General features: G+C 40.0%; 18 protein-coding genes and 1 pseudogene. 14 read left to right on the top strand and 5 right to left on the bottom strand.

Annotation, left to right across the window (positions count from 1 at the left end; translation table 11 throughout):
• Nucleotides 1-413 precede the first annotated feature (413 nt).
• Nucleotides 414-1292, top strand: a pseudogene (locus tag CXF95_RS31360) (GGDEF domain-containing protein).
• Nucleotides 1293-1392: 100 nt separating this feature from the next.
• Here the strand turns inward: CXF95_RS31360 and add are convergent.
• The 3 genes from add to CXF95_RS04630 all read right to left on the bottom strand — a co-directional run bounded on the left by add (nt 1393) and on the right by CXF95_RS04630 (nt 7059).
• A complete protein-coding gene (gene add, locus CXF95_RS04640; RefSeq protein ID WP_101197613.1) occupies nt 1393-2400 on the bottom strand; it encodes an adenosine deaminase in 1008 nt (335 codons plus the stop codon).
• A gap of 255 nt (nt 2401-2655) precedes the next feature.
• Nucleotides 2656-4350 (bottom strand): NAD-dependent malic enzyme, encoded by a 1695-nt coding sequence (locus tag CXF95_RS04635; protein ID WP_101197612.1) that lies wholly within the window; start codon nt 4348-4350, stop codon nt 2656-2658.
• 75 nt (nt 4351-4425) lie between these two features.
• The gene (locus tag CXF95_RS04630; protein WP_101197611.1) at nt 4426-7059 is read right to left on the bottom strand and encodes a penicillin-binding protein 1A; all 2634 of its coding nucleotides are present in this window, start codon (nt 7057-7059) and stop codon (nt 4426-4428) included.
• A gap of 138 nt (nt 7060-7197) precedes the next feature.
• On the opposite strand from CXF95_RS04630, the gene pilM reads away from it, so the two are divergent.
• The 9 genes from pilM to CXF95_RS04585 all read left to right on the top strand — a co-directional run bounded on the left by pilM (nt 7198) and on the right by CXF95_RS04585 (nt 16033).
• Complete coding sequence (gene pilM / locus CXF95_RS04625) at nt 7198-8262, top strand: type IV pilus biogenesis protein PilM (protein ID WP_101197610.1); 1065 nt, start codon at nt 7198-7200, stop codon at nt 8260-8262.
• Nucleotides 8250-8834 (top strand): PilN domain-containing protein, encoded by a 585-nt coding sequence (locus CXF95_RS04620; RefSeq protein WP_101197609.1) that lies wholly within the window; start codon nt 8250-8252, stop codon nt 8832-8834. Before pilM ends, CXF95_RS04620 begins: the two co-directional genes overlap by 13 nt.
• On the top strand, nt 8831-9448 hold the full coding sequence (locus CXF95_RS04615; RefSeq protein ID WP_101197608.1) for a type 4a pilus biogenesis protein PilO: 618 nt from the start codon (nt 8831-8833) through the stop codon (nt 9446-9448). Before CXF95_RS04620 ends, CXF95_RS04615 begins: the two co-directional genes overlap by 4 nt.
• Entirely contained in the window at nt 9445-9984 is a 540-nt protein-coding gene (locus CXF95_RS04610; protein WP_101197607.1) for a pilus assembly protein PilP, read from the top strand. The genes CXF95_RS04615 and CXF95_RS04610 overlap by 4 nt, the downstream gene beginning before the upstream one ends.
• Nucleotides 9977-11743 carry a type IV pilus secretin PilQ gene (locus CXF95_RS04605; RefSeq protein ID WP_101197606.1) on the top strand — a complete coding sequence of 589 codons (1767 nt, stop codon included), beginning with the start codon at nt 9977-9979 and terminating at the stop codon, nt 11741-11743. Before CXF95_RS04610 ends, CXF95_RS04605 begins: the two co-directional genes overlap by 8 nt.
• Nucleotides 11744-11969: 226 nt before the next feature.
• Complete coding sequence (gene aroK / locus CXF95_RS04600) at nt 11970-12485, top strand: shikimate kinase AroK (protein ID WP_101197605.1); 516 nt, start codon at nt 11970-11972, stop codon at nt 12483-12485.
• 39 nt (nt 12486-12524) lie between these two features.
• A complete protein-coding gene (gene aroB / locus CXF95_RS04595) occupies nt 12525-13592 on the top strand; it encodes a 3-dehydroquinate synthase (RefSeq protein ID WP_101197604.1) in 1068 nt (355 codons plus the stop codon).
• 65 nt (nt 13593-13657) lie between these two features.
• Nucleotides 13658-15127, top strand: coding sequence for an SPOR domain-containing protein (locus CXF95_RS04590; protein ID WP_101197603.1), 1470 nt, complete (start codon nt 13658-13660; stop codon nt 15125-15127).
• 72 nt (nt 15128-15199) lie between these two features.
• The gene (locus CXF95_RS04585) at nt 15200-16033 is read left to right on the top strand and encodes a Dam family site-specific DNA-(adenine-N6)-methyltransferase (protein WP_232787647.1); all 834 of its coding nucleotides are present in this window, start codon (nt 15200-15202) and stop codon (nt 16031-16033) included.
• Nucleotides 16034-16055: 22 nt separating this feature from the next.
• Here the strand turns inward: CXF95_RS04585 and CXF95_RS04580 are convergent, their stop codons facing one another.
• A complete protein-coding gene (locus CXF95_RS04580) occupies nt 16056-16379 on the bottom strand; it encodes a hypothetical protein (RefSeq protein ID WP_101197601.1) in 324 nt (107 codons plus the stop codon).
• Between the two features lie 166 nt (nt 16380-16545).
• Complete coding sequence (locus tag CXF95_RS04575) at nt 16546-17229, bottom strand: TorF family putative porin (protein ID WP_101197600.1); 684 nt, start codon at nt 17227-17229, stop codon at nt 16546-16548.
• Nucleotides 17230-17543: 314 nt separating this feature from the next.
• Between CXF95_RS04575 and rpe the strand changes: the two genes are divergently transcribed.
• The 4 genes from rpe (at nt 17544) to CXF95_RS04555 (ending at nt 21222) form a co-directional block, all read left to right on the top strand.
• Nucleotides 17544-18215, top strand: coding sequence for a ribulose-phosphate 3-epimerase (rpe, locus tag CXF95_RS04570; protein ID WP_101197599.1), 672 nt, complete (start codon nt 17544-17546; stop codon nt 18213-18215).
• Nucleotides 18216-18270: 55 nt separating this feature from the next.
• Nucleotides 18271-19275, top strand: coding sequence for a tryptophan--tRNA ligase (gene trpS, locus CXF95_RS04565; protein WP_101197598.1), 1005 nt, complete (start codon nt 18271-18273; stop codon nt 19273-19275).
• Between the two features lie 24 nt (nt 19276-19299).
• Nucleotides 19300-19935, top strand: a complete 636-nt coding sequence (locus CXF95_RS04560) for an aminodeoxychorismate/anthranilate synthase component II (protein ID WP_101197597.1) — start codon at nt 19300-19302, stop codon at nt 19933-19935.
• Nucleotides 19936-20058: 123 nt separating this feature from the next.
• Nucleotides 20059-21222: an HDOD domain-containing protein gene (locus tag CXF95_RS04555; RefSeq protein ID WP_101197596.1), complete on the top strand. Its 1164-nt coding sequence runs from the start codon at nt 20059-20061 to the stop codon at nt 21220-21222.
• The last annotated feature ends 15 nt before the right edge of the window (nt 21223-21237 follow it).

Below are 21237 nucleotides of genomic sequence, written 5' to 3'. Positions count from 1 at the left end.
TAGTACACGCCACTCACTCTGAAAAGTTTACATAATTTAAATAAATGACGCCTGTCGTTCAAGCATTTGTCGAACTAAGTGCATTTTTTATACCTACAAGAAACTTGAATCTTGATACTTTATTTTACAAGTTTGAAATCCCGTCAATAAATCTCTTAAAATCAATTGTAAAAAAATTAAAATAAATACAATTAAAACAATAAGTTAAAAACAGAAGGTTACCAGAAGGTAGTGGAATGATTTTTTCTTTAGAATGTTTGACATCAACTTGATGCCGTAAACTCACTAAGGATTTATTGATGACTCCAGCTAACAATTCAAGGCAGGATTACAGTCATAATCTGGACTTATGTTCAGTGATTGAAAAATTCTCTATTTCCCTTTCCAACGAAAAAATGGGTGCATTTATCAACATGATAAATGTTATCGCGGAAGGGATTTTTGTAGTAAACGCTGATGGTGTCATCGAAGTCATTAACCCAATGGCCGCGAAATTTTTTGGCAATTCCCAAGACGCTTTAGTTGGGCAGCGGTGGTTTCACTTTTTACACGATCGCCACCGGGAACAGTATGAATATATCTTCCTAAACTGGAAAGATAATAAAAAGCAGCCATTAAGTCATGGTCCCAAAGAAGTGTTATTAACCCGTGCGGATAGCACTTGGTTGGAGGCGGATTTATCGATTTCTTGCTTACCGTAATCATTGACTGAAGGCAGTCCGATGTTTGTTGGTGTGTTGCATAACTTAACAGCACATAAGGCCGAATATAGTGAGCTGCGTAGGCAAGCCAGTACCGACCATTTAACAGGTTTGGCGAATCGGTATAATCTTGAAAAAACCCTGAATAAAAGCTGGAATGAGAACATTGTGAGCGGCCAGCCTATTAGTTTTATCCTAATAGATGTGGATTACTTCAAACACTTCAACGATCAATTTGGCCACGTTAATGGTGACAAATGTTTGCAAAAAATAGCGAAGGTCATAGATGATTGTTTACCCTCGAGCGATAGTTTAGCGGCACGTTATGGTGGGGAAGAGTTTGCCGTCATTCTGCCTCGCAGTCATAAAGCAGATGCAGAGTTAATTGCCAAACACATTCAGCAGCAGATAAACATCATCAATTTTAGCGACTTAGGTCTGTCCTCAACTCTACGAGTGAGTGTTAGTCAAGGCATCTCATGTGAATATAGTGGCCAATACCGTACACCTGAGGCCCTTATTTGCTCAGCAGATACAGCTTTATACCGCGCTAAAGCAGAAGGAAGAGACCGAATTAACATCAGTTTGTAACAGTTGACGTTCTTTGGCCAAGGGACAGAATAGATTCTTAATCTGTCCCTTGGTCTTTTTTAAACCCACCTAAATAATCCTAAAACCAACCACAAATAGTTTAAGTGTATTGGCTTACATAATGTTGTAATTGCTGCAAATACCCGTTTTGGGTCGCATTGTCTAACCAAGCGACTTTAAAGGCATTGCCGACTAGGGTCACTATCTGCTTCTGATTAAACTTACCTTCTTTTTGTAACTCAATCAGGTTCTCATTTAAATATGCCCTAAAATAAGCAGGGTCGTCCGAGTTTATGGTGACTAACATGTCTTTTTTGAGCATTTGATGAATTTCATCTGAGGTAAGTGACTGCACCACAAATTGATTGGATACTGGACACACGGTAAGTCCTATTTTTTTGTCTTTGATTAGGTCACACAACGCTTCGCTTTCTAACGAATTAACACCGTGGTCGATACGATCAACTTGAATATCATCAATGCACTGTTTGATATGCACTAAGGTATTTTGTTGATTGACATCGCAATGCATAGTCAGCTTTAACCCCATTTCTTTTGCTTCGGCAAATACTTCAGCAAACTTTATTGGCGGGTTATTTCTCTCATCAGAATCAAGTCCCACCCCTACTAACCAATGGCGATAAGGCTTGGCTAACGCTAAATGTTGCATGGCAGACTCAGCGCTCATCTCTCGCAAAAAGCACATAATTAATTGGCTTTTAATCCCCAAGTTTTTTTCTGCATCAACTTGAGCTTGATGAATACCAATCATCACGGTATCAAAGCTGACCCCTCTGGAAGTGTGTGCTTGTGGGTCGAAAAACAACTCTGCATACAAGGTTTCTTGGCTTCTGGCTTTGGTCAAGTATGCGTAGGTCAATTGATAGAAATCATCCTCTTCCACCAGCACATTCATGCCTGCATAATAAATGGCTAAGAATGATGGCAAGTCATAAAAGTCGTAGGCAGCGACTAATGCCTCTGGCGTTTTGTAAGCTAATTCGACACCGTTTTTCGCGGCAAGCGCAAAACTTAACTCAGGTTCAAGTGTACCCTCAAGGTGCACATGTAGTTCAGCCTTAGGCATTTTTTCGATAAAGGATTGCATGTTTAAATCGCTCAAAAATTATTAAGTAACATTCAGCTAAGCAACTTTAATGCCCATGAAATTCTCGACATTTTACTAGTGTTACCAGCCATATCGGTATATTTCGATGAGAACAACTAACTAAAAAAGGGAAAACGCACTATTTGCGTGCGATACAGATAAACTGAAATTTTCGGCCAAATACTTGGGAAATAAGTAGCTGTAATATACAGACTAAAGAAACACCCCATTGGACGTTTCTTTAACTCAATTAAATTAAATACTGACTCGTTTGTAAGGGCGGTACTCCGGCATCCAAAAGTTACTTTCGATACGTTCTTTTAGTATTTCATCCGACACTTCCAAGGCCAGATTTTGCTGCATGGCTATTTTTGCTACATCAAAGGCAATCTTTCTACTTAGCTGAGCTATTTCACCCAATGCTGGGAGTAACTCACCTTGCCCCGTTGCAGCAAGAGGTGAAGCCTCTGCCAACGCTGTGCTGGCTGCCATTAACATTTCGTCGCTGATCAAACTGGCTTTGCCTACGATAACGCCTAAACCTATACCAGGAAAGATATAACTATTATTACATTGAGCTATTGGATAAGTTTTGCCTTTATATTCAACTGGTTTAAAAGGACTACCTGTGGCAACAATAACCTTACCATCGGTCCATTCTATAACCTGCTGGGGTGTTGCCTCAACTTGCCTAGAGGGGTTGCTTAAGGGAAAAATAATCGGCAATTCGCAATGTTTTTTCATGCTACGGATAACTTGTTCAGTAAATAAACCCGCCTGCCCAGAGACACCGATTAAAATATCTGGCTGTGCACAATTAACCACATCCAATAATGATGCAAATTCTCCACTAAAGGACCATTCTTTAATTGCATCTTCTGATTGAACAAGACGTTGTTGGAAATCTCGCAGACCTTGCATGCCTTCTGTAAGCAAGCCAAATCGGTCGATCATAAATACTTGGCCTCGTGCTTGAGCATCTGAAATACCTTCTCTGCACATTTGTTGAATAATTTGCTCTGCAATACCACAACCAGCGGACCCCGAACCGACAAAGGCCACTTTTTGTTCAGACAATTTAGAGTTTTTGCTTTTACAAGCGGCTAATATTGTACCCACTGCGACTGCAGCTGTGCCTTGTATGTCGTCATTGAAGCAGCATATCTTGTCTCGATAACGTTCGAGTAAAGGCATCGCATTAGGCTGAGCAAAATCCTCAAACTGCAGCATAGCTTCAGGCCAGCGGCGATTAATCGCCTGGATAAACATATCAACAAACTCGTCATACTCTGCTTGACCGATACGTTTGTGGCGCGCGCCCATATACATGGGATCGGCTAACAACTTTTCGTTGTTAGTGCCTACATCTAGCATCACGGGCAAGGTATAAGCAGGGCTAATACCACCACAGGCTGTGTACAAAGATAACTTACCTATGGGAATCCCCATACCGCCAATCCCTTGGTCGCCCAAACCTAAGATGCGTTCACCATCGGTCACAACTATGACTTTCACTTTACGCTTGGTGGCGTTACGTAAAATATCATCCATTTGATGGCGTTCAGAATACGAGATAAACAATCCACGAGAACTGCGGTAAATGTCTGAAAACTGCTCACAGGCATCACCCACTGTTGGGGTATAGATAATCGGCATCATCTCGTCGATATGATCTTTCACTAATCGGTAATATAAAGTTTCGTTATTATCTTGAATGGCACGCAAATAGATATGTTTGTTCATAGGCTCAGCAAAACTGGAATACTGCATATAAGCTCGTTCTACTTGCTCTTCGATGGTCTCGTACCGGGGCGGGATCAGGCCAGTTAAATTGAACGTAATACGTTCATCAGAACTAAATGCGCTACCTTTATTAAGTAAAGGTGTTTCTAATAATGAGGGGCCAGAATGAGGAATGTACAGCGCATTTTTTGTTGCTGGATTTGCCATTAACGTATTGTCCTGTTTGTTCGTATTATTTCAGTTATCACTGACAACTTCGGCCAGTGAAGGCGTCATGTTACTTTAAAATATATCTTCAATCTGGTTTTTACTTTGTTCACCTTGCTCAGAAGGTTCGATAATTTGTGCATCGGCAACAAAAGTTTGAGGCTCAGTACCTTGAGTAAAGTATTCAAACATAGATGTCTTATCTGTTCTATTAGTCAGTTTACCTGTGCCTTTATCGATACGCACTGTAAGCAAATCTGTAGGCATAGGTAACAAATGCTCAGGTTTACCCGCTAATCCATGTTGCATAAACCTTATCCACGCGGGTTGTGCGGCATGGGCCCCGGATTCACTGCCTACTAATGCATTACCTATATAATTATAGGTTTTCGGGTTTTTATTAATCAAATTTTGATTCGGCATACTGCGTCCCAAACGCCGATTGTTATCATCAAACCCCACCCATGTAGTGGTCACTAAGTCTGGTGTAAACCCACTAAACCAAGTATCACGAACATCGTTGGTGGTCCCTGTTTTACCGGCGATGTCACTACGACGGTTCATCAACACTGCTGCACGCCACCCAGTGCCACGATTATCCCAACTCCCATTAATTTGCACCGCAGAACGCATCATTTCTGCAACTAAAAATGCATTTTCTGCACTGATGACTCTAGGTGCAGAGAGAATATTTTTGACGGGCTCATCAACCTGTGGTGTAACACCAAACTCTGCGGCTAGAAGTGCTTCAATATCTTCAAGCTCGGCATTGCTTTGGTTTGTCTGGGTTGCGGGGACACAAGGATCACAAGCGTTTTTTGGATTCGCTTTCCACAATATGTCACCCATCTCGTTTTCAATGCGTTGGATAAAATGAGGTTGAATTAAAAACCCGCCATTGGCAATGACCGCCATGGCTGTCGCCACCTCTAGTGGTGTATGTGATCCAGAACCTAAAGATAAGGTCTCATCTAAAGGGATATCATTTTTACTAAAACCAAAATGGGTAAGATGTTCTGCAACATTATCCAGTCCTACAGCCCTTAACAAACGCACAGACACAACATTTTTTGATTTAGTTAACGCCACACGCATACGGATCGGCCCATCATATTCTGCAGGAGAATTTTCTGGACGCCATGCGTTTCCTGAACCAGATTGCCATTGCGTGATGGGTGCGTCGTTTATCACGCTTGCCAAAGTGTATCCATGTTCTAGTGCAGCTGAATAAATAAAAGGTTTGATGTTTGAGCCGACTTGCCTTTTGGCTTGCGTTGCACGGTTAAATTGACTTTGATAAAAACTATATCCACCCACCACAGCTTGCGCCGCACCATTTTTAGGATCCAGAGCAATAAGAGCACCACTCGCTTGCGGGTATTGAGTAAGTTGCCAATGCGAATCGTCTTCTCTTTGACGGATTAAAATCAGTGCTCCAGCTTGTAGTATGTCGCTGGCTATTTTGGGTGCGGGCCCTTGTTTTGTGTCATTAATAAATGGTCTCGCCCAATCTAAGCCATCCCAATCAATAATATTGTATTTCTCTTTTTGGTTGAAAATAACGATGTCTTTTTCATTCACTTTAACAACAATGGCTGGATGCATTGATTCGAAGGTTTGTACATCTTGCAGGTAAGTTAACATTTTTTCTTCAGGCCACGGGTCTGAGCTATTGGGTTCAGATTTTTCAGACTCTGAAAGTTGCTCATTTTTATCATCAGATAGATTGGATGACCAAAGTTGTTTAACTACCCCATGATATCCATGACGTTCATCGTAATCATGTAAATTTCTGCGCACAGCTAGTTGTGCCGCCGCTTGCAAATCAGATGTAACAGTCGAATAAATTTGATAGCCGCCAGTTTCCGCCTCATCTTTGCCATACAGTGCAATCATTTCGCTATAAATAATATCGGCTAAGTAGGGCGCATCTAAATTTATTTCGGCGCCATATTTTTGTGCGGTGACAGGCGCGTTTACAGCTTCCTCAAATTGCTCTTTATTGATGTATTCTTCATCCAACATACGTAGCAAAACGATGCGTCTTCTGACCACTGAACGATCTGGGCGACTAATAGGATTGAGTACTGACGGCGCTTGAGGTAACCCTGCAATAGTGGCAATTTGAGCTAATGTCAGTTCATTAAGTGACTTGCCATAATAGACTTGTGCTGCAGCACCAAAGCCAAAGGCTCGGTGGCCCAGTTCTACTTTATTTAAATACAACTCTAAAATTTCTTGTTTGCTTAATAATTGCTCCATATGCCACGCTAAAATAATTTCACGTATTTTGCGGATATATTTCTTTTCTCGGGTCAGGAAAAAATCTCGCGCCATTTGCATAGTCAGGGTACTTCCACCCTGCCCTTTTTCGCCGGTAACGACTAAATTAACTAATGCGCGCATCATGCCGATAGGATCTATACCTGGGTGTTCATAAAATCTGCTATCTTCAGTGGCGATAACAGCTTGTATTAACTGTTCCGGGATTTGCTCAAGGGTAACAGGTATACGGCGTTTCACCCCATATTGGGAGATAAGTTTACCATCTTGGGTAAAAATGCGCATAGGCGTTTGCAATCGAACATCTTTAAGGACGTCGACACTAGGTAAGTCAGATTTGATATAAAAATAGGTACCTAATAAGGTAGCAATACCAACTACAAATGTGACAGAAATGACTATTAATGCGGGTTTAAGTAACTTCACGGATAGATAATACCAAGGCAATTTCTAATAAATGATCTACATTTTATACCTATGTACAGTTATTAGAACCATAAAACACAAAAAATTACGTAATAATGCTGGCGTGGATTTATTCTCATTCAATCGGATGTCTAACAATTGAAAAAATTATTTGGTCCTAAAGTACAAAAAATGATTGGCCTTGATATAGGAACTCGGTTTATTAAAGCCGTGGTACTTGAAAAGTCAGGTAAACAATTTAACTTGCAAGCCTATGCTTGCGAGCCCATTCTTGGCAATGCTTTTGCAGAGCGTGAAATTAAGGATTTCGAAGCAGTCAGCCATGCGCTTAAGAAAGTAAAGCTTGCCTTAAAAAGTAAAAACAAATTAGTTGCCATAGCAGTATCAGGCTCAACCGTGCTGAATAAGATTGTGTACATGGATCCGGGGCAGACCGATCATGAACTTGAAAGCCAAATTGAATTGGAGGCTGATAGTTTGATTCCTTATCCTCTGAACGAGGTATACATTGACTTCGAAGAGATAAGTGACACCCAAACCACAAATAATAAAGTTGAAGTATTATTAAGTGCTGTTCATAAAGAATTAGTTGACCGCAGGATCACCTTATTAGGTGAAGTGGGTTACGAAGCCAAAATTGTTGATGTTGAAAGTTACGCCTTAGGGGCAGCGGTTGCATCCTTCTATCCCCACAAAGAAGACGAAACGGTATGTTGTATCAATATTGGAGCCAGTCATTTACAAATGTGTGCAGTAAAAAATGGAAAGGTTATTTATACCAAAGACCACAACTTTGGGATGGACGCATTGATCCAAGACCTCACTATGCTCTACAGCCAAGAACGATCTCAAATTGAACAACAATTGACAGATGGCACCTTACCAGAAACATGGAAACAAGACGCTTACCCTATGTTTTTAGCCAACCTGCAACAAAATATTAACCGAGCATTGCAAGTTTACATCAGTGCTTCTGGCGAAGCTCGACCTAGTACTTTGCTGATTTGTGGAGGCGGTGGACATCTGACAACTTTACCTGAAGACTTGACCGCTGATTTAGGTATTGAGGTACTATGTTTCAACCCATTTACTGACATGACAATAGCAGAAAACATTAATCAAGGAGATTTAGAACAGATCTCTGGACAACTTATCATTGCTGCAGGTTTAGCCAGTAGGAGCTTTCAACCATGGCACATATAAATTTACTGCCTTGGCGCGAAGGCCGCAGGGTTGAACATAAGAAGAATTACCTGACCTTACTTACGGTGCTGGCACTTAGTGCAATTGGTTTAATGTTTGCTGCCGGTAATGTGTTAGAAAAAATGACAGATAACCAAAATTATCGAAACAATTTTGTTGAGCAACAAACAGCCTTGTTAGATCAACAAATTGAACAAATTAAAAACATCAAAAAAGACAAGGAAGCGATTGAACAAAGAATGGCCTTGATTGAGCAACTTGAATCAAGCAGAAACGCCGTGCCAATCGTTTTAGATGAGTTAGTTCGACTGGTTCCACATGGTTTATCCTTTCGCAGTTTTTCTCGCCAAGGCAATCTGATTGAAATATTGGGAGTCAGCGAATCCAACAACAGGTTGGCAGATTTCATGCGTCAGCTACAAGAATCAACTGTATTTAGTAGTGGCGAATTATCTTCAATCAAAGCGGATACATCGGCCTTAGAAGCGGTCAGTGATTTTAAGCTCACTTTTACTATTAATCCTAGTGTTGCGCCGGATTTCTCAGTCATTACCGAGGAGCCAAGCAAATGAAATTTGATATTAATAAGTTAAAAGAGATCAATGATTTAGATTTCGAGCAAGTGGCTACTTGGCCCTTTGAAGTTAAATCTTTAGTCGCAATGTTTGTCATAATTATTGGCTTAGTAGGTGGGTATTATTTTTTAGTGAAAGATAAACTACCCATACTTGAAGTGGCACAAAATAAAGAGATAAAGTTAAAACAAGTCTATCAAGGAAAATATCGCATTGCGGTAAACTTAGAAGCCTACCAGGAACAATTAGGCCGATTGAAAACCGATTTTTCATCAATGTTAAAATCACTACCTACGAGCAATGAAACCCCCGGATTATTGGATGACATCACGTTAGTAGGCACCTCAGCAGGACTCACTTTTAGATTATTGAATTGGCAAAGAGAAATTCCAAAAGAATTTTATTCAGAGTTGCCTATTGAAATGGAAGTGTTTGGTGGATATCACAACTTTGGACAATTTGCCTCAGAGATAGCGGGATTGCCGCGCATTGTCACGGTGCATGATTTTGAAGTCACCCAGGAAGGCAATACGCTTAAGCTCAGGGTACAGGCAAAAACGTACAGAACGTCAAGTGGACAAGACACAACGACATTGGGAAAAACACAATGAAGCATATTAAAATTGTGTTGGCCACAGCACTGTTAAGTGGCTGTGAAGCCAAGGTTGACGATTTACAGGTATTTATTGCTGAAACAAAACAAACAACTACTGTTAATATTGAGCCTTATCCAGAATTTAATAGCAAGCCTACTTTTATTTACTCTGCTGACACCTTGCGCAGCCCATTTCAACGTCCAAGAAATACAGGAGCAGGTGTCGAAATAAGCGTAGCCGCACAACCAAATTGTGCACAGCCCGATTTTAACCGTAGCAAACAACCTTTAGAAAAATTTGGTATCGATGCGTTATCTGTTACTGGTGTGTTTCAATCCAATGGTAAAAAATGGGCGCTTATTCAGTCTAATACAGGAAGTTTATTTAAAGCGACAATTGGCGATTACCTCGGATTGTTTTTTGGGAAAATCGATTCTATTCAAAATGGCACAGTTTCTTTTACTGAAATGCTGCCCGATGGTGCTGGCTGCTGGCAGAAAAAGCAAGCCACACTCACCATGCTTTCGAAGGCAGGAGAAAATAATGTCTGAGCGTTTTATTTTTAACAAAAAACTTAATCGAACTAATCCGACTTGGTATTGGTTACTTGCGTTAGCTTTTAGCCTATTGACATTTAAAGCGTTAAGTCAAGAAGAAGCTGTTGTGCTGGTTGACGTCGATCCTCAGGTCAACAGCGTTTTTCGCACTGAATTGTTAGATGTGCAGTTTTCGCGTTTACCCAGTGGTGGCGCAAAAGCGATAATGATGTTTAGTAATAAAAACTTTCAGCTACAGTTGAGTGAAAGAGGCAAAACCTTAAGCTTGGTTTTACCCAGAACAAAACTGGCTGACGAACAATTGTTTAAACTCGATGTAGTAGATTTTGCCACACCGGTCAATGCCATTGAAACTTTCCAAGATGAAGAACAAACCAGAGTTGAGTTTTCACTGCAGGACAAAATCACCTTTCGTCATCAAAAAAATGCTAATAGTTTAAGTATAGAAATCGAAAAACGTCTGAAAGATGCTCCTGTGGATGACCAGCAAAATAATTTTGCCGGGGAACCTATTTCCCTGGATTTTCAAGACGTACCCGTTCGCCAAGTATTACAAATTATTGCCCAGGTTAACGGTTTTAATTTGGTCACAACGGATACTGTGACGGGCAACGTGACTATTAGTTTATCTGGTGTACCTTGGGATCAGGCTTTAGACATGATCTTAAAAATTAAAGGATTAGACAAAAGGCTTGAAGGAAACATTTTACTTATTGCGCCCACTGAAGAGCTCACTGCTCGTGAAACGCAGCAACTGCAATCCAAACAACAAGTAGCTGAACTCGCCCCTTTAGTGTCAACAAATGTGCAAATCAATTATGCTAAAGCCCAAGACCTCGCAATAATCCTCAAAGGTACAGAAAATAGCATTTTAACACCCAGAGGCAGTGTTGCAGTGGATGAAAGAACCAACACACTTTTACTTCGAGATACGCAAACATCAATCGATGAGGCCAAAATCCTAGTCGATGCCTTGGACATTCCGATTAAACAGGTATTGATTGAATCTCGCATGGTAACCGTAAGAGATAATGCCAGTGAATCATTTGGCGTACAGTGGGGATTGAGCGATACCATAAATAATGGTGCCGTATCAGGTTCATTGACGGGTGCTGATTCTATCGCCAGCGGTGTTGTTCCTTCCATAACAGACAGGCTCAATGTGGCATTACCCGTGCAAAGTCCAGCTGGGAGAATTGGTATACAAATCGCTCGTCTATTAGACGGTACTATCATTGATTTGGAGTTATCCGCCCTTGAGTCTGAAAACAAAGGTGAAGTCATTGCAAGTCCTCGCATCACGGTAGCTAACCAACATGAAGCTTATATAGAACAAGGTACAGAAATTCCGTATGTAGAAGCAACGTCTAGTGGTGCTACATCAGTTGAATTCAAAAAAGCGGTATTAAGTTTAAAAGTCACACCACACATCACCCCAGATAATCGAATTATCATGGATTTAGTGGTTACTCAAGATACCCGAGGCGACACTGTATCAACATCAACAGGTGATGCAGTTGCAATTGACACCCAAGAAATCAGCACCCAGGTGTTGGTTGAAAATGGCGAAACCATAGTACTCGGTGGCATTTTCCAGCAAAGTTCTTCAAACGATGTGCGAAAAGTCCCCCTTTTAGGCGATTTACCTTTTGTGGGTTATCTTTTCAAAAATACATCAGAAATATTAGAAAAACGCGAGTTACTCATTTTTGTAACACCTAAAATTCTAACGGATGAATTGAGAACTAATTAACATTTGGCGATCTAGCCACCTTATTCGATTCAAAAAAACAGTTTAATCACTTGATTAGGCTGTTTTTTTATTATTCCTGCCGCATAACCTTTACAAAGCTTGCAAAATTCACTGTAAAACTGAGATAATCGATTTATCGAAATTTTCGACGAGGTCTGGTTAATCCATAAAAGGGTAGCCGAACAGAATTTTCTACCCCTTAAACATAGTTGTGAAATAAGCAAAAATGGCTGAAAAACGTAATATATTCCTTATAGGCCCCATGGGTGCTGGTAAAAGCACTATTGGTAGGCATCTAGCAGAAGAACTTCATTTAGAATTCTTTGACTCTGATCAAGAGATTGAGAAGCGCTCTGGCGCAGATATCGCTTGGATATTTGATCTTGAAGGGGAAGAAGGTTTTCGTCTACGTGAAGAAAATATCATTAACGACTTAACTGATAAACAAGGCATTGTTTTGGCAACGGGCGGTGGCTCAGTAGTCAGTAAAAATGTTAGAAACAGATTGTCAGCACGCGGCATAGTCGTTTATCTGCAAACCACCATTGATAAGCAAGTCGCTAGAACCCAGCGTGATAAGCGTCGTCCATTGTTGCAAAAAGATGATCCTGAAACGGTATTGCGTAATCTAGCTGAAGAACGTAATCCCCTTTATGAAGACGCAGCCGATTATATTGTTGATACCGATGATCAAAGTGCTCGTGCTGTTGCTAATCAGATAATTGTTAAAATAGGTTTGTAACTCTTCTTTTAAATATAACAAAAATAGGGCTAGCTACTTATGGCAACACTAACAGTTGAGTTGGGTGAGCGTAGTTACCCTATATTGATTGAAGCCAATCTGCTTAATCATCCTGAAGTTTTGACCACACATCTCACCACAAACAAAGTAGTAGTCGTGACCAATGATGTGGTTGATCCGCTTTATTTCCCCATTGTCAGTCAGGCCTTAGCAGGCTATGACGTTAGTAAAATTGTTGTTCCTGATGGCGAACAACACAAAAATCTACAAAGTTTTGAAATGGTCATTTCAAAACTCTTGGGAATGTCTGCGGGTCGTGACACCACATTAATCGCATTAGGTGGTGGTGTAGTGGGTGACTTAACGGGTTTTGTTGCTGCTAGTTTTCAGCGGGGTATGCCCTTCATCCAAATCCCTACCACCTTATTATCACAAGTGGATTCATCCGTAGGTGGAAAAACAGCAGTCAATCACCCATTGGGTAAAAATATGATTGGCGCATTTTACCAACCTAAAGCAGTATTGATCGATACTGATAGCCTATCTACTTTGCCTGAACGCGAGTTTGCTGCTGGTATGGCTGAAGTCATTAAATACGGAGTAATTTACGACGCCGATTTCTTTATATGGTTAGAACAAAATCAAAAAGCCATAAAACGTAAAAATCTCGTCGCACTGCAATATATGATTGCCCGTTGCTGCGCAATTAAGGCAGAGATAGTCGCTATTGACGAAAGAGAGTCTGGCTTAAGGGCGATATTAAATTTAGGTCATACATTTGGCCATGCCATTGAAGCTGAAAAGGGTTATGGCAACTGGTTGCACGGCGAAGCTGTCTCAGCAGGCATCGTTCTTGCTTCTGCAGTAGCAACTAAGATGAATTGGCTCGAAGCGTCAGAATTCAGTCGTATCGAATCTTTACTTCAATCATTTGATTTACCTACAGTTGCACCTAGTGACATGGCATATGACGACTTTGTTAGCCATATGCGTCATGATAAAAAAGTGCAAGCTGGGCAACTATTTTTTGTCATTCCCAAAGGGATTGGCAAGGCGGTGATCACAAATGAAATATCTGAAGAGGTGTTACGCGTCATTCTTTCTTAGGACATTTTTTTGCATTGATGTTTTTTGTATCGACATTATAAGCATCACTACCTAGGTATATGAAAATGGCAGCGTCAGAACTGAACAACCGATTAGACTATCTAATTAGTTACTCTTCGCAACTTGTGTTTGTTTGCAGCGATAAAATACAACAGCAATCACAAGTTGTTGAAAATTTTCTAGCTCATAAAAATGAACAAGCTGATTTGGCCTTGCTCACTGCCAATGAATTAACCCCACTGGTTATCTATCGAGAGAAGTTGTTTCGTCAACTCGTTAGCCAAAGCCAAACGGCAGACTTTAATCGACCTCTGAACCAGTTACTAGAACCACTGAATAATCATAATGGTCCAATTTTGATAAGCGTTTTTCAAGCTGAAAAACTGCCCATTAAGCTTGTTAAAGAGCTGTGGGATTTAGTCTTACAAAGTCGTTTTGCCAACAACAAACAACATCTTAATGTATTGCTTATGGGTCTCTCCGATTGGGCCGAGTCCGCTAGATCATGTTTGGGGGCTAAATCCAAACATCAACCCATAGTGTTAACTAATCAAAGTGATATTCAGCCCGCTGAGGATCATGAGTTTTCTGATTTAGAGTCATTCATTCAAGATAAACGGAAAAAATTCGCGCAACGCATAGAGGATCGTAATGTTCAGTCTTATGAGGCTGAACCTATTTATAAAAAATGGTGGATGGCCACTTTATTCGGACTGGTTTTTTTAACTATTTTCACTGGAATACTGGGCTGGCATTACCCAGAAAAAGTGAATGTTATATGGTCATATATTAACATTCAGGTATCGCCCCAAGAGCAACCTGTTGAACCTTCTGATGTCGCCGAGCTAGCAGATGAGTCAGTGGCGACTATAACGACCCAAGCAGCACCGCAATCTGTCGAAGTTACAGTTGTACCAGAAGTCATACCAAATGCGACTAAAGTGGGCATTAAAGAACTTTTAGTGACGGATTGGAGCACGGCCAGCGGCAAACTTGAAGAGCAGTCAAATAAAGTACTTTTACAAAGCAGCAATATTGATGAAAAAGTGGATACACCAACGCAGCTATCTTTAATACCAAAGCAGCCCGCCGTAGTTGAAGACTTAAAAGCACAAACTGACACTGTTAATGACTATCAAGTCGTAGATAAAGTTACGTATGCACCGATATCCGATCAAAAGGGAGAACCCTTAGGTAATACTGAACAAGTCAAAACCGCCGATTTTCTTAAGCCTGATCCTGATATGTTGTTGGCATTACCTAATAAAAACTATGTGATTCAAATTGCAGCGATGGCTAATATTAGTATCTTGCAAGATTATGTTAGGGATGAACAACTGGGCCAACAACTGTGGTTATATAAAACCCAACGTTATGGTGGTGATTGGTATGTGTTACTAAAAAACCAACATTTTTCCACAATAGAAGCTGCCAGAGCAGAAATAATCAATTTGCCAGAGGCAATGTTGAAGAATACTCCTTTTGTTAAGAGTATTGGGCAAGTCAAACAAGAAATAAGCGTCTCTGAGGCTTAAGCTATTTGTTGTTTTTGTCCAGTACCGTTACAATTCCGCCTATAAACTAGCGGCTCCGACTTGGTTGACACATTGGCAGTAACAAAAGATAAAAAAAATAGAGCCTTTTTGAAGTGGGCCGGTGGAAAATACAGTCTTATCGAAGACATAAACGCAAAACTTCCAAAGGCTAAAAAACTTATTGAGCCATTTGTCGGTGCAGGCTCGGTATTTCTCAATACCAATTATTCTAAATATCTGCTCAACGATATTAATCCTGATTTAATTAATTTATATAATATTGTAAAACACCAACCTACTGATTACATAACAGACAGTGCCAAGTTGTTCACTTCAGTCTACAACGAAGAAACACGTTATTATCAGATGAGACAAGAGTTTAATGATAGTGAGGATATCTATGAACGTGCGGTGTATTTCCTTTACTTAAATAGACACGGCTACAATGGGTTATGCCGTTATAACAATAGCGGAAAATTTAATGTACCTTTTGGTCGATACAAAGCCCCCTACTTTCCAGAAAAAGAGCTGGTGTACTTTGCAGAGAAATCTCAACTAGCCACTTTTACTTGTGACTCTTTTGAGAAGGTTTTCGCCAAAGCGCGCAAGGGCTCAGTCATATATTGTGACCCACCTTATGCGCCCATTAGCAAAACAGCTATGTTCAATAGTTATGCTACTGGGGGGTTTACGTTGGATAACCAGATTAAACTAGCATCCTTGGCACGACGCACCGGATACACGCGCAATATTCCTGTGTTGGTGAGTAATCACGATACTGAATTTACCAGGGATATTTATCAAGGCGCAGACATGACTAAACTTCAGGTCAGTCGTTTTATCAGTCAAAATGGTAGCACTAGATTAAAAGTGGCTGAACTATTGGCCCTCTATCAGGCCGACTAATTCACTTTATTTCTAAGTGAAATTAATTTGTCTGAGATGGATTTTTGGCTTGGCTATTCCCTGAACGTGAAAGCAACTCAAGTAAATCGATAAAATGAAACTGATATGAGCTTGAACGCCCAGTGAACCATTCAGACCAACTTACACCTTGTGACTGATTAGCAGCACATCTATTCACAGGGTGACTAACAGGTAACTCATGATCAAAGACAACATTTTCTACATTTCCACAAAACGCATTTCTATCGTCTAACGCCCCCTGAGAAATACTTAATAAAGCGACGATCGCTAAACTAGTTATAGTTACTCCAGTGAGGGTAAATAACGATTTTGACTTCCTGTTCATAGTGTTATCCGCGTTGAAATATTTTGTGACATTATACCTGTGATGGAAATATCGACAACGGTGCTTTAACTGAATTGTTAGGGCATTCATCGATAAATGCGACGATTTAAAACAAAAGGAGCGCCTAAGCGCTCCTTTTAACATTAACTCATAACGTAAAGCTCTACTAAAAAGCAGTGCCCCAACTAACTGCGAAGTTAGTATCGTCGCTTCCGGACTCTTTGTCTGCTTTTGAGATAGTTAGGGTAAAATCACCTTTTCCTAAATCAACTTGGAAGTGACCATAATCGGAATCACTGGTAGGTGTATCAAAATCATAGTAGCCATAGGTAAGGCCTAAAGAATAATCGTTACTTAAATCAAAACCGTAACTCACGTTATAATACAAATCGCCTGTACCAAAAGGTACATCATCGTCTGCATCACTATTAATAGTGTAAGCTACGCCGAAACCTAGGTCTCCGAAACTACCATTTAAGTAAATTTCTCCAAAATTACTGTCCTCATAACCAGTCGCAGGATAATAATAGTAGATATAACCAACATCATAGCCAAAATCACCAGCTTCACCACCAAACCCTGCATAGAAATCAACCTCGGCACCTTTATCATCAGAGGTTTCATCAGTCCAATCGATAGTACCTACCCATGTGCCCGCATAAAAACCGCTCTCGTCAGAGTAGTCTATACCACCAGACAATGAAGGTGCGTTACCACTTTGGGTTACACCACGCCACAAGTAATTGCTTGTCGCTCCAAAATTAGACTCAACGTCAGCTAAAGCGACATGACTAACACTAGATGCAGCTAAAACAGCAGCGGCAAGAGCAGAAATTTTTAAAGTTTTCATATGTGTACTCCGATTGTATTTATAATGTTTTCAGTGATTTGAATATGTTTTCTATCATATTATTTTTATTTTATTTTATTCACTGCTTAACGCAAAACTAATGCCTAACTAAACAGCACCCACAATAAAGCGTTTATCCACTTGTTTTTATTAGTTATTTCCTAATGAAAATAATTTAAAACCGTACGATTTTTTTATCTTTTAGGACGCTAAATGCACCACAAAAGAACAATGGGTCAACATTGGTGCAAAGAGGGCGCTTTTGTCTATTTGGATTTTTCTGTAGAATATTGTTTTTGATTGCAAGGAAAGTAATGAAACCTTATTTGATAGCTCCTTCGATTTTGTCCGCCAACTTTACCAAGTTAGGTGAAGAAGTAGACAACGTGCTCAGTGCTGGCGCAGATGTCGTGCACTTTGACGTTATGGACAATCATTATGTGCCAAATTTGACTATTGGCCCATTGGTTTGCAAAGCATTACGCAAACATGGTGTAACGGCTGATATCGATGTTCATCTTATGGTGCAACCAGTGGACGATATGATCAGGCAGTTTGCCGATGCTGGGGCAAGTTATATCAGCTTTCACCCTGAAGCATCCCAGCATGTGGATAGAAGTTTACAACTGATTATCGATTCTGGTTGTCAGCCAGGTTTGGTGTTTAACCCCGCGACTCCATTACAGCATCTCGATCATGTGATGCATAAGTTACATCATATTTTGTTGATGTCTGTTAACCCTGGCTTTGGCGGTCAATCTTTTATTCACAACAGCTTAAACAAGCTAAAACAAACCCGTGCATTAATTGTTCAATCAGGTTTTGATATTCGATTAGAAATTGACGGCGGCGTAAAAGTCGATAATATTCGGGCCATTGCAGAAGCAGGTGCCGATATGTTTGTAGCAGGTTCCGCTATTTTTGACCAAGAAGATTATCAAGCAGTGATTCGCCAAATGCGCTCTGAACTTGCTTTAGTTAATTAGATAAATAAATAATTAACCTTTCTTTCAACACTCTTTATAAGTAGAACCGTTTAACATGACAAAACCAATTGTACTTAGCGGCTGCCAGCCTTCAGGCCAACTCAGCATTGGCAATTATATGGGTGCACTTCGTCAGTGGGTCAATATGCAAGATGATCATGACTGTTTATATATGTTGGTTGATTTGCATGCAATCACAGTAAGACAAGATCCTAAAGCCCTGCACCAAGCCTGCTTAGATGGATTGGCGCTTTATATAGCTTGTGGGATTGATCCCGCTAAAAGTACTGTTTTTATGCAGTCACATGTACCAGAACATGCCCAATTAGCTTGGTTGTTGAATTGTTATACCCAGATGGGTGAGCTCAATCGCATGACTCAATTTAAAGATAAGTCAGCGAAAAATGTGTCAAATATTAATGCTGGTTTGTACTCATATCCGGTATTGATGGCGGCAGACATTTTATTATATCAAGCTAATCATGTGCCAGTGGGCGATGACCAAAAACAACACCTAGAGTTGGCTCGAGATATCGCCACTCGTTTTAATAATGTATACGGTAACATTTTTAGCATACCCGACCCTTATATCCCCGAATTTGGTGCTCGAGTAATGAGTTTGCAGGACCCAACAAAAAAGATGTCTAAGTCAGACGATAACGTCAACAATTTTGTTGGCCTATTGGAAGATCCGAAAAAGATTATCAAGAAAATTAAGCGCGCAGTGACAGACTCGGACGATCAAGCCCGTATTTACTTTGATACAACAGAAAAACCCGGTGTATCTAATTTGTTGAGCCTATTATCCTGTGCCACAGGAACCTCAATAGAAACACTGGTTCCTATTTATGAAGATAAAATGTACGGACATTTAAAATCAGATGTAGCCGATGCAATAGTGGCGTTACTAGAGCCTATTCAGCAAAAGTATCACGCGTTACGGGATGATAAAACTGAGCTAAACAAAATAATGCGTGAAGGCTCAGAAAAAGCCAGTCAACGTGCAGCCATTACCTTAGCTAAAGCATACGAAGCGGTAGGTTTTGTTAAACGCCCTTAATTTAATCACGGTTTAAAACAAACAATGCTTCTGTTGATTGACAACTATGATTCATTTACATACAACTTGGCTCGTTATTTTGAAGAATTGGGGCAAAAGGTAGTCGTGTTGCGCAATGATGAAATCTGTTGTGCAGAAATAGGTTCTTTGAACCCCGAATTTTTGGTTTTGTCGCCTGGTCCTTGTACACCGGATAGCTCTGGAATTACACTAGAAGCGATAAAGGTATTCGCCGGTGTCATCCCAATATTAGGTGTCTGTTTAGGGCATCAAGCAATCGGTCAGGTATTTGGTGCCAAGGTCATTCAAGCAAAACAAATAAAACATGGCAAAACATCACAAATTTACCATTCCCACTCTTGTTTGTTTAAAGATGTTCCTATGCCATTTGTCGCCACACGTTATCACTCATTAGTTTTAGATCGACAGAGTATCCCTGAAGACTTTAAAGTAACTGCGTGGTGCTGCGATAATGGCGACGGCAAAAATGACATTTTACACCAAGATAGGATAGAAAATAGAGAAGTCATGGCTATAGAACATCACACTCTGCCAATTTTTGGTGTGCAATTTCATCCAGAATCTTTATTAACTGAATTTGGTCATCGCATACTTAACAATTTTCTTAAGAACAAAAATATCTCTGATGCACTTCAGTAGCAGAGTAGAAATCTCGTCACATTAATGTAACATTAGTATCTGACTTTAATTGTTATAGTACATGAATAATTACATTCAAAAAAAGTTAATCATCAAATCAATTTCTTAAGAATTTAATAATTTATGAGCATATTCACAAATCCCGAAGACCTAATTAAGCAGCGCTTTGAAGCGCTATTTTTAGATCTGAAAGCAGCACAACAACCCGCTCTCCAGAAGAGTGAACCTGTGTTAAATGTCATCGAGATTGAGCAAAGTAAAACAGCCAGAACATTACTGCGAGTTGAAAAACAAGCAATTCGTGAAAAAGATTTAAACATCAAGTCTAATCTTAGTTTTCTCAATACCATCACAGACCAAATCAATATTGAAGTAGAAATCCGTCTAAAAGAAAGCATTGCAGATACAGAACAGCTGTATTCAAAAATAATAGGCATAGACAGATCATTACCTGAATTACTCGATTTGGTCGGCCTTAAAGCAGCAACTATAACTAAAGTTGAACCTCTTGCCACCGAGTTACCTTGGTTCTTCAATGATCTAATGAAGTTTGTTAATCAACCTAAATATCGGCGCATAGATAACAAGGGAAAAGCGGTAATAATTGAAACCATGCGAGTGGGCCTTAACTTTTTTGGTTTAGAGAATTTAATGATTATCATTACATCTCTGGCCTTCAAACGCTCACTACCTCAAATCACAGACCCTTACCCCCAAATAAAATTAAGGATTTGGGAGGAAGCCTTAACAACAGCTATTTCCTGCAAACAAATAGCGTCTGTGGTCGGCGTTAATCAAGACCATGCTTTTTGCTTAGGTATGTTACAAATGATGGGCAAAGTGGTGGTGTCAAAGCTATATTTCAGACTTTTCGAAAGTGTGCTTCGAGAAGCATTATTAGAAACTCAAAATACTCAAAAACATGAAGAACATTCTGCTTTGACCAGAGTTTCACCATCCGGTAAATTTCTCAACCAACTAATTGATAAATACGCCTTAGAAATTAGTGCCAAATTAATTGATAAAATGGCTATGCAGCGAGTCATTATCGCCAATGCAATGTTTGAAGTGGCAAATAATGAACCCGCAGCAAACTTATCCCCCTTAGCTTTAGTATTAAAACAAGGCAAAGCCTATGGGCAATACCGAATGTTAAAAGGTCATAAGCTGGTCGATTTACAGCAGTCTAAAGATTTCATACGCACACTGGGTATGCCTAAAGGCTCCTTAGAATTACTTAAAACCACAGATATGCGTTCACTTGACCTAAGTATGAATAACGATTAATTTTTTTAAGCATAT

Source organism: Paraglaciecola sp. MB-3u-78 (assembly GCF_002835935.1).
Classification (GTDB): Bacteria; Pseudomonadota; Gammaproteobacteria; order Enterobacterales; family Alteromonadaceae; genus Paraglaciecola.
Note: the sequence above shows the minus strand (reverse complement) of the source record. Positions and strands in the feature narration are given on the sequence as shown.

Coding starts and splice junctions, on each gene's coding strand:
- add (WP_101197613.1), bottom strand. CDS start 2,400: ATGCAATCCTTTATCGAAAAAATGCCTAAGGCTGAACTACATGTGCAC.
- CXF95_RS04635 (WP_101197612.1), bottom strand. CDS start 4,350: ATGGCAAATCCAGCAACAAAAAATGCGCTGTACATTCCTCATTCTGGC.
- CXF95_RS04620 (WP_101197609.1), top strand. CDS start 8,250: ATGGCACATATAAATTTACTGCCTTGGCGCGAAGGCCGCAGGGTTGAA.
- CXF95_RS04615 (WP_101197608.1), top strand. CDS start 8,831: ATGAAATTTGATATTAATAAGTTAAAAGAGATCAATGATTTAGATTTC.
- CXF95_RS04610 (WP_101197607.1), top strand. CDS start 9,445: ATGAAGCATATTAAAATTGTGTTGGCCACAGCACTGTTAAGTGGCTGT.
- CXF95_RS04605 (WP_101197606.1), top strand. CDS start 9,977: ATGTCTGAGCGTTTTATTTTTAACAAAAAACTTAATCGAACTAATCCG.
- aroK (WP_101197605.1), top strand. CDS start 11,970: ATGGCTGAAAAACGTAATATATTCCTTATAGGCCCCATGGGTGCTGGT.
- aroB (WP_101197604.1), top strand. CDS start 12,525: ATGGCAACACTAACAGTTGAGTTGGGTGAGCGTAGTTACCCTATATTG.
- CXF95_RS04590 (WP_101197603.1), top strand. CDS start 13,658: ATGGCAGCGTCAGAACTGAACAACCGATTAGACTATCTAATTAGTTAC.
- CXF95_RS04580 (WP_101197601.1), bottom strand. CDS start 16,379: ATGAACAGGAAGTCAAAATCGTTATTTACCCTCACTGGAGTAACTATA.
- CXF95_RS04575 (WP_101197600.1), bottom strand. CDS start 17,229: ATGAAAACTTTAAAAATTTCTGCTCTTGCCGCTGCTGTTTTAGCTGCA.
- rpe (WP_101197599.1), top strand. CDS start 17,544: ATGAAACCTTATTTGATAGCTCCTTCGATTTTGTCCGCCAACTTTACC.
- trpS (WP_101197598.1), top strand. CDS start 18,271: ATGACAAAACCAATTGTACTTAGCGGCTGCCAGCCTTCAGGCCAACTC.
- CXF95_RS04560 (WP_101197597.1), top strand. CDS start 19,300: ATGCTTCTGTTGATTGACAACTATGATTCATTTACATACAACTTGGCT.
- CXF95_RS04555 (WP_101197596.1), top strand. CDS start 20,059: ATGAGCATATTCACAAATCCCGAAGACCTAATTAAGCAGCGCTTTGAA.